Origin of the sequence: Pseudomonas sp. YuFO20, from assembly GCF_035064975.1 — a bacterium.
Taxonomy (GTDB): Bacteria; Pseudomonadota; Gammaproteobacteria; order Pseudomonadales; family Pseudomonadaceae; genus Aquipseudomonas; species Aquipseudomonas putida_AE.
Map to the genome: position 1 here is coordinate 24,613 of NZ_JAXDEO010000023.1, position 11,530 is coordinate 36,142.

Genomic DNA, 11,530 nt, shown 5'->3' on the forward strand with positions numbered 1-11,530 from the left:
TTGCCTTCAGGATCAAAAGATCGCAGCCTGCGGCAGCTCCTACAGTCAATCACCGGGACACCATGGAATTCATCCGCAATCGCATCGAAACCCAGATCATGAGCCTGACCGGCCTGTCCCTGGGCAAGCTCGACCTGGAAAACCCCAAGGGCGACCCCGGGCTGTTCGGGCCCGACTCGGTGAGCTGGCAAGTCCACGGCGACTTCAGCAGCATGTTGATCGGCGGCATCAGCGCCCTGATGTTGCAGGCCCTGCACCCGCTGGCCCTGGCGGGTGTGTGGGACCATTCGAACTTTCGCGAGGACATGCTCGGTCGCCTGCGTCGCACCGGGCAATTCATTTCCGGCACCACCTTTGGCTCACGACAGGACGCCGACTGGCTGATCGAAAAAGTGCGCACCATCCACCTGCAAGTCACAGGCACCGCACCCGATGGCCGGCCCTATGCCGCCAGCGACCCCGATCTGCTGACCTGGGTGCATGTGGCGGAGGTCAGCAACTTCCTCGCCGCGCATTTGCGTTATCGCAATCCACACCTGTCCCTGGCCGATCAGGATCGTTATTACGCAGAGATCGCGCTGGTGGCCGAACGTCTGGGCGCCCGTGACGTGCCGCGCTCCCGGCAGGAGATTGCCGCTTATCTTGAGCGCATTCGCCCGCAGCTGCTGTGCGACGAACGCAGTCGGGAAGTGCTGCGATTGCTGTTGAACGCCCCCTCCCCCAGCCGTCTGGCCAAGCCATTCGGCGGTTTGATGATGCAGGCCGGGATCGATCTGCTGCCGGACTGGGCCAGTGACATGCTTGGCGTGCACCAAGGCCCGCTGCAACGCAAATTGATCCGCGCCAGCGTCAACCGCAGTGCGCCGATGCTGCGCTGGGCGGTGCGCAATGGCTCGGTACATCGTGCGAAAAGACGAATGGGGCTGTAGGAGCGAGGCTTGCCCGCGAAGAACGATAATGCGGTATTTCAGCAAGCCCAAGCTGTTAAACTCCCGCGCCCAATTCCACCTGCAAGGCGCCCGGCATGTCCTCCTTGAATCAGGCGCTGCGCGCCGCCCTTGAACATCGTCAGGATCTGCTGGCCGAACTGCACAGCCAGGGCACCGACTGCTATCGCCTGTTCCATGGCAGCCAGGAAGGCGCCGGCGGCCTGACCATCGACCGCTACGGCCCGCAACTGATGGTGCAGAGTTTCCACCAGTCGCTCGACCGCGAAGCGTTGCTGCAACTGCACGAAATGGTCAATCAAACCCTGGGGTTTGAAACCCTGCTGGTCTACAACGACCGCTCCCGTGGCAACTCGCGCATCGACCGCGAAGACACTGTCTACCGTGCCGACGAAGCCGCGCTGCAAGACCTGGTGGGCCACGAGTGGGGCCTCAATTATCGGGTGCGCGGGCGCCACGCCGGGCAGGACCCGCTGTTGTTCCTCGACCTGCGCAATACCCGCGGCTGGGTCAAGGACCACAGCAAGAACAAAAGCGTACTGAACCTGTTCGCCTACACCTGCGGGGTCGGTCTCAGCGCCGCAGCCGGGGGGGCCAGCGAGGTGTGCAACCTGGATTTCGCCGAAGGCAACCTGGCGGTCGGTCGCGAGAATGGCTTGCTCAACCCGCAATTGCCGACCATGCAATTCATCCAGTCCGACTACTTCCCGGCCATTCGCCAGTTGGCCGGCCTGCCCATCAGCCAGCGTCGCGGGCAGAAACTGCCGAGCTATCAACGCCTGGAACAGCGTCAGTATGACCTGGTGCTGCTCGATCCGCCGGCCTGGGCCAAGAGTGCTTTCGGTACCGTCGACCTGCTGCGCGACTATCAGAGCCTGCTCAAGCCGGCAGTCCTGACCACCGCTGACAACGGCGTGCTGATCTGCTGCAACAACCTGGCAAAAGTCAGCATGGACGACTGGCGCGAGCAGGTCCTGCGTTGCGCCGAGAAAGCCGGCCGGCCGGTCCGGGAGTGGACGGTGATGAAACCAGGCGGCGATTTCCCGTCGATGGACCAGCAGCCACCCCTGAAAACCCTGATTCTGCAGTTCTGAAAGTCGCCGTTGTTTTCCGACAAATCCCGCAGGATGTGAGGACTTCGGAACCGAAATCGCGTGCCATACTCCAAGGCACTCCGATCCAGACAGATGAAGCCGCACATGTACAAAGGATTGATTCGCGCCATCGGCGCCTTGTTGACTGCTCTGGCGCTCTACAGTCTGCTGGGCTTTCTGATTTTGCCGGGCATCGCGTTGCGCGTTGCCAACCAACAACTGGCCCACTACGCCACGACGCCCGCCACCCTCCAGCGTATCGAACTCAACCCGTTCAGCCTTGAAGTGACCCTTTGGGGCCTGAACATCGGCGAGCCCGGCAAAGAGCAGGTCGGCTTCGAACGACTGTACGCCAACCTGCATCTCGACAGCCTCTGGACCCAGGCGCTGCACCTGTCGGAAATCGAACTGGAAAAATCCAAGACCGAAATCCTCTTCGGCAAGGACGGCAAACTCAATCTGCGCGGGCTGTTCAAACTGCCAGCGAGCGAACCCACGCCGGCCGATCCGAACGCCAAGCCGTTCCCGCTGCGCATAGACCGGATCAAACTGGCGGGCGGCGCCTTGCACTTCAAGGATGAGCGCCCCAGCGAAGCGATCGAGTTTCTCTACGACAAACTCGACTTCGAACTGAAAAACCTCAGCACCTTGCCCGAAGACAGCGCCGACATGGAACTGGTCGCTATTGGCCCCAACGGTGGCCAGGTCGACTGGACCGGCAACTTCAGCCTCATTCCGTTCGCCTCTGAAGGCAAGCTGAAAATTACCGACGGCAAGATGAAAGCCTTTTGGCCCTATGTCCGCGACGCCGTGCCCCTGGACCTCGAAAGCGGGGTGATGAGCCTCAGTACCGACTACAAACTCAGCCTGGCCAAGCAGACCGAACTGCTGCTGAACAACCTCGCAGTCAGCGTCGCACCCTTCGCGATCAAGGCCCCGGACGGACGGCCGCTGGCGAAGCTCGAGCGTCTGGACATCAGCGAAACCACGGTGGACCTGGCCAAACAGCAAGTGGTGGTCGGCAAGATCCGCAGCCAAAAGCTGGAAACCTGGGCGGCACTGGAAGCCGATGGCCAGCTCGACTGGCAGAAACTGTTCGCCAGCCAACCGTCCAAACCGGCGGCCAAGGCCAACGCCGAACCGCCGAGCACCCCGGCGGCCGCCGATTCGCCGAAACCCGAACCGGCGGAGCCTGGCAAACCCTGGCAAGTGCTGCTCACCGATGTGCAATTGCGCGATTACAAAGTGCATCTGGCGGACCGCAAGGCGCAACCGCCGGTGGAAGTAGAGCTGAGCCCGCTGAATCTCGACTTGCAGAAGTTCGACAGCCTCAATGGCTCGCCCTTCGCCCTCAAGCTCGACACCGGCGTGGGCAAGCAGGGCAAGCTCACGGCCGATGGCGAGGTCAACCTGGCGCCTGTCAGCGCCAGGCTCAATGTACAGACCAAGGACATTGACCTGCGTGTCGCCCAGTCCTACATCAGCCCGTTCATTCGCCTGGAGCTGCGCAGCGGCATGCTCGGCAGCGACCTGGCGGTCAACCTGAAAAGCACCGAGCCGCTGGCCCTCAGCGTCACCGGCCGCGCTCAGGTCGATCAGCTGCACACCCTCGACACCCTGAAAACCCGGGACTTTCTCAAGTGGCAGCAGTTGGTGGTCGAAGGCCTCAACTACCAACATGGCGACAGCCTGTCGATCGACAAGATCAACCTGCTGCAACCCTATGCGCGCTTCATGATCAACGATGACCGCACCACCAACATCGACGATCTGCTGATCCCGCAACCGCCCGAGTCCGCGACCAAGCCTGCCGCCGCCAGAACCGCCAGCAAGGACAAGCCCCTGGGCATCCATATCGGCGGCATTGCCATCAACGACGGTTCGGCGAACTTCGCCGACTTCAGCCTGACCCCAAACTTCGCCACCGCCATCCAGCAGCTCAACGGTTCGATCGGCACCATCGACAGCCGCCAGGCGAAACCGGCCACTGTCGATATCAAGGGCAAGGTCGACCGCTACGCACCGGTGACCATCAAGGGCGCGGTCAACCCGTTCGACCCGATGGCCAGCCTCGACATCGCCACCAGCTTCAAACGCGTGGAACTGACCACGCTGACCCCCTACTCCGGCAAGTTCGCCGGTTATCGCATCCGCAAAGGCCGACTCAACCTCGACCTGCATTACGTGATCACCAAAGGCCAGCTCAAGGCTGAAAACAAGGTAGTGGTCGAGCAGTTGCAACTGGGCGAAAAAGTCGACAGCCCGGATGCCGTGAGCCTGCCGCTGAAACTGGCGATTGCCCTGCTCAAGGACGTCGACGGCAAGATTTCCATCGAACTGCCGGTGACCGGCGACCTGAACAATCCGCAGTTCAGCGTGATGCCGATTGTCTGGCAAACCCTGCGCAACCTGATCGTCAAGGCTGCCGCCGCGCCGTTCAAACTCATTGGTGGCCTGGTGGCCGGTGGTGGCTCGGAGGACCTGGGTACCGTGTCATTCGCGCCGGGCTCGAGCGACCTGAGCAAGGACGCCGAAGCGGCCCTGGTCAAACTGTCCCAGGCCCTCAAGGAACGCCCGACCCTGCGCCTGGAAATCGAAGGCACCGCTGCCAAGAGCAGTGATGGCCCGCTGCTCGCCGAGCAACGCCTGGAACGGGAATATCAGTACAACTACTACAAGATGCTCCAGCGCCGCGGCGACAAGGTGCCGGCGAAGGCGAATCTGGTTGAGGTACCGGACAGCGAGAAAGGTCCGCTGCTCGAAGGGATCTACCGCACGCGCCTGAAGGTCCAGCCGCCCGCCGAATGGAAAGACCTGGGCAAGGAAGAACGCACGGCGAAAATGCGTGCGGACGTGATCCAGTTCTGGAGCTCCAGCGAAGTGCTGTTGCGTGAGCTGGGCCAGGAACGCGCCAGCAGCATCAAGGATTATCTGGTCGACAAGGGTCAGCTCGCGGACGACCGGGTGTACTTCATCGACGCCCAGTTGGGCGAAGCGGAAAAGGACGGCAAGGTGGTCACCCCAATGCACCTGGACGCTGAGTGATGGGCGAACGGCTGCTCACCCGTAAACGCGGTCATTAAACACAACACGTACCAATGTGGGAGCGGGCTTGCTCCGGGCGGCGTTCCGACGAAAGCGGTGTGACAGTCGACACTTGTATTGACTGTCACACCGCTTTCGCGAGCAAGCCCGCTCCCACATTGGATTTGCGATACCCCAATAGAACAGGCCCCGACACGAATGCCGGGGCCTGTAATGGCCACATCCCTGTGGCCGGTCGCATGAACTTCTCAGTTGCGGCAGACGTATGACTCGGCCCGCCTACCGCGCCTTCTCCCAGTCCAAGCGAGAAGTCTTGCCTTACTCGGCTTTCAGGCCGTCAGCGGAGACCGCCTTGACGCCTTTGATTTTCTTGGTGATAGCCACTGCGGTGGTTTTCTGGGCATCCGTTACCGCAACGGTGGACGACAGAGACACAACACCTTTGTTGGTTTCCACTTTGATGTCGGTGCCGGGAATGCCTTTTTCGGTGACCAGGTCCGATTTGACTTTGGTAGTGATCCAGGTATCGGAAACATCCTCTTTCGCTTCGGTGACTTCACCGGCGGCCAGCATCATGGGTGCTTGTGTGGCCTGAGTCTGGGCAAATGCAGCGTTGGCCATGGTCAGGGTCAGCGCGGTAGCAGTAGCGGCAGCGATAGCGAACTTCTTCATACGAGTAACTCCTGTTTTTCTGGAAAATCTGCTGATTGTCTTTTCAGCAGGCTTACCGGAGATATTGCGAACGCTGTGCCAACTTTGAAACAGATGCAAATACCATATAAATCAACAACTTATAAAATCAGCGATTTCTCGAAATCATGCAAAATGCATGAGTTGGAAATTCTCTACATGCAAGTTGCGGGTTTTGAGTAAGGCCTAAGGCCATGAATTGTCGGAAGTTTTCTCAAATACTCGGTAGCCCTGAACGTCGAACAAAAAATACCCCGCACAGGCGGGGTATCAGGCAATAAATGAATGGATCAGGCTTTCGGGGCAACCCCCGTGCAGCCTTTCGGCGCGTACTCCTGGTCGACGGTGGTGGCACAGGTCCAGCCTGCCACCGTACGCGAAAGGGTGATGGTTTTATTCAGCACCTGAGCCGGCGCGTTAAGGATCGTGCAACCGATAGTCCCGGAACCATCAGTGGCTTTACCGCTGGCCGAGGTCGTGCAGTTGGACGTTAATGCAGCGCCGCCGACATTGGACAAATCAGGGTCGTCGCCTTGATTGATCACATCCTCGAACGCCACCTTCAACGCCGATATCTCGGCCAGCCCCGCCGTCACCTTGGCCCGCGCCTGGTACTTGGAGTAAGCCGGTATCGCAAACGTCGCCAGAATCCCGATGATCGCCACCACGATCAGCAGCTCGATCAGGGTAAAACCTTTTTGATTGTTCAAGGACAGCCTCCATGCATGAGTCGAAATCTCATGATCTGCACCTGCAGCAGCACAGCCCATGCCAAGCCCGGCGCGCCCTGTTCTCGGGGTGCGCGATCGCGACGAGGCACCTTCCCTCCCCCAGGAACCGCACTATCTGACACTTTTCGTCACCTCGACAGCGCTGTTTGGTTCCACCGATTGACTAGGCTATAAGTCGTTTCCCGAGGAACGCATCGGCACATTCACGATCTATGAGCGGGTCGGCTGCGATCAACGCGTCGGCGGTTACAAAGGGCTGAACATGGCAGTCAAGGCAGCAAGCACCAGCGTGTACAGCTGGGAAGGCACAGACAGGAAAGGCGCGAAGGTGACGGGTGAATTGAGCGGCCAGAACCCGGCACTGATCAAGGCGCAATTGCGCAAGCAAGGCATCAATCCCGGCAAGGTGCGCAGGAAATCCACGTCGATGTTCAAGCTGGGCAAACGCATCACGCCCCAGGACATTGCCCTTTTTACCCGGCAGATGGCGACCATGATGAAAGCCGGCGTGCCGTTGTTGCATTCCTTCGACATCATCGGTGAAGGCTTCGACAACCCGGCCATGCGCAAGCTGATCGACGAGGTGAAACAGGACGTGGCGGCAGGCAACAGCTTCGCCACGGCCCTGCGCAAGAAGCCGCAATACTTCGACGAGTTGTACTGCAACCTGGTGGACGCCGGGGAACAGGCCGGCGCGCTGGACACCCTGCTGGAACGGGTGGCGACCTACAAGGAAAAAAGCGAAAGCCTCAAGGCGAAGATCAAGAAAGCCATGACCTACCCGCTGATCGTCGTGTGCGTGGCGATCATTGTGACCGCTATCCTGCTGATCAAGGTGGTGCCGCAGTTCGAGTCGGTATTCAAGGGTTTTGGCGCTGAACTGCCGGCCTTCACCCTGATGGTCATCGACCTGTCGCAATGGCTGCAGGCGTGGTGGTGGATGCTGCTGGGCGCACTCAGCGCGGGCGCTTTCGCTGTGCGCCACGCGCTGAAAACCTCGCAGGGTTTTCGCGATCGCAAGGACACCTGGCTGCTGAAACTGCCGCTGGCGGGTACCTTGATGTACAAGTCCGCTGTGGCGCGTTTCGCCCGCACGCTGTCGACCACCTTCGCTGCCGGAGTGCCGCTGGTGGAAGCCCTGGAGTCGGTGGCCGGCGCCACCGGCAACATCGTGTTCAAACGCGCGGTGCTGCGCATCCGGCAGGACGTTGCGACGGGCATGCAGCTGAATTTCTCCATGCGTACGACCGGTATTTTTCCCAATATGGCCATTTCGATGACCGCCATTGGCGAGGAGTCTGGCGCACTCGACGACATGCTCGACAAGGTCGCCGGTTTCTACGAGGACGAGGTCGACAATCTGGTCGACAATCTCACCAGCCTGATGGAACCGTTCATCATGGTGGTGCTGGGTGTTATTGTCGGCGGCCTGGTGGTTGCAATGTACCTGCCCATCTTCCAACTCGGCTCAGCGATCTGACATGCCCTTGAACGAAATCCTGATCCACTTCCCGCTGGCTTTCGTCGTCGTCGCCGGGGTAGTCGGCCTGCTGGTTGGCAGCTTCCTCAACGTACTGGTCTGGCGCCTGCCGAAAATGCTCGAACGCGAGTGGCGCGTGCAGGCCCACGACATCCTCGGCCTGCCCGGCGAAACGCCGCTGCCGACCTTCAATCTGATGTTGCCCCACTCCCAGTGCCCACACTGCGGTCACCGGATTCGTGCCTGGGAAAACATTCCGGTATTGAGCTTTCTGTTCCTGCGCGGGCGCTGTTCGGCCTGTGCGACGCCGATCAGCAAACGTTATCCTTTGACCGAACTGGCCTGCGCGCTGCTGTCGGCGTTCATTGCCTGGCACTTCGGGTTCGGCTGGCAAGCCGGCATGGCGATGCTTCTGACCTGGGGCCTGCTGGCCATGAGCCTGATCGACGCCGAGCATCAACTCCTGCCGGATGTGCTGGTGCTGCCGCTGATGTGGCTCGGGCTGATCGTCAACAGCCTCGAGCTGTTCGTGTCATTGCCCGAGGCGTTGTGGGGCGCCATTGCCGGCTACATGACGCTGTGGACGGTGTTCTGGGTGTTCAAGCTGATCACCGGCAAGGATGGCATGGGTCATGGCGACTTCAAGCTGCTGGCGATGTTTGGCGCCTGGGGCGGTTGGCAGATCCTGCCGCTGACGATCGTCCTGTCGTCCGTGGTGGGCGCGATCATCGGCGTGATTTACCTGCGCCTGCGCAAGGCGCAAACATCGACGCCAATCCCTTTCGGCCCCTATCTGGCCATTGCCGGCTGGATTGCCTTGCTCTGGGGTGGTCAAATAACCGACTTCTATTGGCAGTTTGTCGGTCTGAAATGAATACCCCTGTGGAAAAACCCTGGATTCTCGGCTTGACCGGCGGCATCGGCAGCGGCAAAAGCGCGGCGGCCCAACACTTCATCGACCTGGGCGTGCACGCGGTCGATGCCGACCATGCCGCTCGCTGGGTGGTGGAGCCCGGTCGACCGGCGCTGGCGAAGATTGCCGAACACTTCGGTCCCGGCGTGTTACAAGACGACGGACAACTGGACCGCGCCGCGTTGCGCAAACTGATCTTCGAAGTACCGGAGCAACGCCTCTGGCTCGAAGCCTTGTTGCATCCGCTGATCGCCGAAGAGATTGCCCATCACCTGGCGCTGGCAAAATCACCTTACGCGATCCTGGTTTCGCCGCTGTTGATCGAGTCTGGCCAGTACGCCATGACCCAGCGGGTCCTGGTGATCGATGCCCCCGAACAGTTGCAGATCGAACGCACCCTGCGGCGTGACCAGACCAGCGAACAGCAGGTCCAGGCGATTCTCAAGGCCCAGTCCAGCCGCCAGGATCGCGTAAGCCATGCCGACGACGTGGTGGTCAACGACCGCGACCTCGCCTGGCTGCACAGCGAGGTCGAACGCCTGCATCACTTTTACCTTACTTTGCGTGGAGGCCAGTCATGAGCCAGATCCCAACCGTCGAATGCCCAACCTGTGGTGCCCCTGTCGAATGGAGCCCCGAGAGCAAGTTCCGGCCGTTCTGTTCCGACCGTTGCAAATTGATCGACCTGGGCGCCTGGGCGTCGGAAGAGCACAAGATTCCGGTGGCCCCGGATGCCGAGGACGAGCTGTTCAGCGGCGATTTCGACCCGCGTCACTGATTCCGCGCATCGCAGGGCCTGACTCGCGGCAGAAATCGACGAGATGAACCAGGCCCTGACGTCGCCTCCCGGGGTATTGACACCCAAAATCCATCATGCTAGCGAGTGCTATACTTCTTTCAAATTGCACGACGTGTGCAACGTTCCCCACGGGTACAGGCTGCAGGACAGAGGAGGTCCAGAGCAAACACGAGATGGGAGGTGTGGCATGAATCGGCACTATTACATCAGTGACAACCTCAACGATCTTGAAACCGTTGAAAATGAGCTGGAAGCCAGCGGCATCAATTCCGAACAAATTCATGTGCTCAGTGAAAAGATTGCCGATGTTGAAGAACATCACCTCCACGAGATCAGCTCGTTGATGGAACAGGATACCGTTCACTCCGGGGAGATTGGTGCGCTGGTCGGTGTGCCACTCGCAGCACTGGTCCTGGGTGGCGCCTGGTGGATGGGCTGGACTGAATCCGCCGCAGGCTGGATGCCTTTTGTCTTCCTGGCCATTGTCATTTTGGGCTTCAGCATCTGGGAAGGCGGTTTTTTTGGGTTCCAGGTGCCGAACACCCACTTCCGCAATTTCAAGCAGGCGGTACAAGAAGGCAAACATATTTTCTTTGTGGATGTCGAGCCGAATCAGGAACCGCTATTGGACCAGGTCATCGGCCATCATCCCAATCTGACGATCGCCGGCACGGGAGCGGCAGCTCCCCACTGGACAGTCGCCTGGCAGCACAAATGGCATCAGTTCAAGCGAGTGATATCAGGTTAGCGCCTGGAGACTGAGGGCCATCCGACAGCGGTTCATTGGCCAAAGAAAATGACCCGGCTGAGGAAAACATAGTCCGCCTCGGTGGCCATCAGTCCGATCAGCACCAACAAACACAGGGGCGGAACCAATATGGCGTAGACCATGGCTAACCGTTCCCAGGCCAGATGCATGAAGATGGAGACAATCAAGCCTGCCTTCAGCAACATGAACGTGATAATCAGCGACCACCTGAGGTAGCCGTGGAATTGGAAATAGTCGACCAGGTACGACAGGGTACTGAGGAGGAATAACAGTCCCCAGATCTTGAGATACAGGCTGATCGGATGCTGCTGACCCTGAGCATGTGCCATCACCCGCGCTCCTCTACCACAAATAGAAGAAAGCAAAAATAAACACCCACACCAAATCCACGAAGTGCCAATAAAGCCCGGCTATCTCGACGTTCTGATAGTTTCCGGAGCGCTCATAGTCTCCCCGCCATACTTTCATCGCCACAATGCTCAGGTAAATCGCGCCGATTGACACATGCAGGCCGTGGAAACCGGTAATCATGAAAAAGCTGGCACCAAATTGCGCAGCCCCCATGGGGTTCCCCCAGGGACGCACCCCCTCTGAGATGAGCTTGCTCCATTCAAAGGCCTGCATGCCGACGAAGGTCACACCCAAGGCAGCCGTCGCCAGCATCAGTGCTGTGGTTTTCGCGCGATCGCGGCGATAGGCGTAATTGACAGCCATGGCCATCGTGCCGCTGCTACTGATCAGCACAAAAGTCATGATGGCGATCAGAATCAGCGGGATTTCCTTACCGCCGATCGTCAATGCAAACACTTCGCTGGGATTTGGCCAGAGGTCGGTGATGGTCATGCGTACCGACATGTAGCCGGTGAGAAAACAGGTGAATACAAACGTATCGCTGAGCAGGAATATCCACATCATCGCCTTGCCCCAAGGCACCTGCTTGAACGCCTCTCTATCGGAGGACCAGTCGCTGGCGATGCCCTCCCATCCCGGTGCAGGTAGCGAGCCTGGTGGATTGGATGAGCCGGAGCCGACTGGGGCTTGTGGATGCGATGCCATGGTTTT

Annotated in this window: 12 protein-coding genes; 8 read left to right on the forward strand and 4 right to left on the reverse strand. The window is 59.7% G+C overall.

From position 1 onward, the window contains the following. Positions 1–62 precede the first annotated feature (62 nt). The 3 genes from SOP85_RS14725 (at position 63) to SOP85_RS14735 (ending at position 5,086) form a co-directional block, all read left to right on the forward strand. Entirely contained in the window at positions 63–929 is an 867-nt protein-coding gene (locus SOP85_RS14725; RefSeq protein ID WP_323627333.1) for an oxygenase MpaB family protein, read from the forward strand. Positions 930–1,024: 95 nt separating this feature from the next. Beyond that, positions 1,025–2,041, forward strand: a complete 1,017-nt coding sequence (locus tag SOP85_RS14730) for a class I SAM-dependent rRNA methyltransferase (RefSeq protein WP_323608707.1) — start codon at positions 1,025–1,027, stop codon at positions 2,039–2,041. Positions 2,042–2,134: 93 nt separating this feature from the next. Continuing rightward, positions 2,135–5,086: a DUF748 domain-containing protein gene (locus tag SOP85_RS14735; RefSeq protein ID WP_323627334.1), complete on the forward strand. Its 2,952-nt coding sequence runs from the start codon at positions 2,135–2,137 to the stop codon at positions 5,084–5,086. Between the two features lie 318 nt (positions 5,087–5,404). Here the strand turns inward: SOP85_RS14735 and SOP85_RS14740 are convergent, their stop codons facing one another. Both SOP85_RS14740 and SOP85_RS14745 read right to left on the reverse strand, forming a co-directional pair. Then, positions 5,405–5,758, reverse strand: coding sequence for a BON domain-containing protein (locus SOP85_RS14740; RefSeq protein WP_274074573.1), 354 nt, complete (start codon positions 5,756–5,758; stop codon positions 5,405–5,407). A gap of 308 nt (positions 5,759–6,066) precedes the next feature. Beyond that, positions 6,067–6,486, reverse strand: coding sequence for a pilin (locus SOP85_RS14745; protein WP_274074572.1), 420 nt, complete (start codon positions 6,484–6,486; stop codon positions 6,067–6,069). A gap of 283 nt (positions 6,487–6,769) precedes the next feature. Here SOP85_RS14745 and SOP85_RS14750 point away from each other — a divergent pair, with 283 nt between their 5' ends. The 5 genes from SOP85_RS14750 to SOP85_RS14770 all read left to right on the forward strand — a co-directional run bounded on the left by SOP85_RS14750 (position 6,770) and on the right by SOP85_RS14770 (position 10,447). Further along, positions 6,770–7,987 carry a type II secretion system F family protein gene (locus SOP85_RS14750; protein WP_323627335.1) on the forward strand — a complete coding sequence of 406 codons (1,218 nt, stop codon included), beginning with the start codon at positions 6,770–6,772 and terminating at the stop codon, positions 7,985–7,987. Between the two features lies 1 nt (position 7,988). After that, positions 7,989–8,861, forward strand: a complete 873-nt coding sequence (locus SOP85_RS14755; RefSeq protein ID WP_323627336.1) for a prepilin peptidase — start codon at positions 7,989–7,991, stop codon at positions 8,859–8,861. Beyond that, a complete protein-coding gene (gene coaE / locus SOP85_RS14760; protein WP_274074568.1) occupies positions 8,858–9,481 on the forward strand; it encodes a dephospho-CoA kinase in 624 nt (207 codons plus the stop codon). Before SOP85_RS14755 ends, coaE begins: the two co-directional genes overlap by 4 nt. Continuing rightward, positions 9,478–9,678: a DNA gyrase inhibitor YacG gene (yacG, locus tag SOP85_RS14765; RefSeq protein ID WP_060543361.1), complete on the forward strand. Its 201-nt coding sequence runs from the start codon at positions 9,478–9,480 to the stop codon at positions 9,676–9,678. The genes coaE and yacG overlap by 4 nt, the downstream gene beginning before the upstream one ends. A 208-nt stretch (positions 9,679–9,886) precedes the next feature. Next, a complete protein-coding gene (locus SOP85_RS14770) occupies positions 9,887–10,447 on the forward strand; it encodes a magnesium transporter (protein WP_274074567.1) in 561 nt (186 codons plus the stop codon). Positions 10,448–10,479: 32 nt separating this feature from the next. Here SOP85_RS14770 and SOP85_RS14775 read toward each other — a convergent pair whose 3' ends face one another. Together SOP85_RS14775 and SOP85_RS14780 are read right to left on the reverse strand one after the other, a co-directional pair. Then, the gene (locus SOP85_RS14775; RefSeq protein ID WP_323627337.1) at positions 10,480–10,797 is read right to left on the reverse strand and encodes a cytochrome C oxidase subunit IV family protein; all 318 of its coding nucleotides are present in this window, start codon (positions 10,795–10,797) and stop codon (positions 10,480–10,482) included. Positions 10,798–10,810: 13 nt separating this feature from the next. After that, the gene (locus SOP85_RS14780) at positions 10,811–11,524 is read right to left on the reverse strand and encodes a heme-copper oxidase subunit III family protein (protein ID WP_323627339.1); all 714 of its coding nucleotides are present in this window, start codon (positions 11,522–11,524) and stop codon (positions 10,811–10,813) included. Positions 11,525–11,530 lie beyond the last annotated feature (6 nt).

Bases quoted from the DNA above. Each gene is read 5' to 3' on its own strand.
- SOP85_RS14725 (WP_323627333.1), top strand. From the start codon at position 63: ATGGAATTCATCCGCAATCGCATCGAAACCCAGATCATGAGCCTGACC.
- SOP85_RS14730 (WP_323608707.1), top strand. From the start codon at position 1,025: ATGTCCTCCTTGAATCAGGCGCTGCGCGCCGCCCTTGAACATCGTCAG.
- SOP85_RS14735 (WP_323627334.1), top strand. From the start codon at position 2,135: ATGAAGCCGCACATGTACAAAGGATTGATTCGCGCCATCGGCGCCTTG.
- SOP85_RS14740 (WP_274074573.1), bottom strand. From the start codon at position 5,758: ATGAAGAAGTTCGCTATCGCTGCCGCTACTGCTACCGCGCTGACCCTG.
- SOP85_RS14750 (WP_323627335.1), top strand. From the start codon at position 6,770: ATGGCAGTCAAGGCAGCAAGCACCAGCGTGTACAGCTGGGAAGGCACA.
- SOP85_RS14755 (WP_323627336.1), top strand. From the start codon at position 7,989: ATGCCCTTGAACGAAATCCTGATCCACTTCCCGCTGGCTTTCGTCGTC.
- coaE (WP_274074568.1), top strand. From the start codon at position 8,858: ATGAATACCCCTGTGGAAAAACCCTGGATTCTCGGCTTGACCGGCGGC.
- yacG (WP_060543361.1), top strand. From the start codon at position 9,478: ATGAGCCAGATCCCAACCGTCGAATGCCCAACCTGTGGTGCCCCTGTC.
- SOP85_RS14770 (WP_274074567.1), top strand. From the start codon at position 9,887: ATGAATCGGCACTATTACATCAGTGACAACCTCAACGATCTTGAAACC.
- SOP85_RS14775 (WP_323627337.1), bottom strand. From the start codon at position 10,797: ATGGCACATGCTCAGGGTCAGCAGCATCCGATCAGCCTGTATCTCAAG.
- SOP85_RS14780 (WP_323627339.1), bottom strand. From the start codon at position 11,524: ATGGCATCGCATCCACAAGCCCCAGTCGGCTCCGGCTCATCCAATCCA.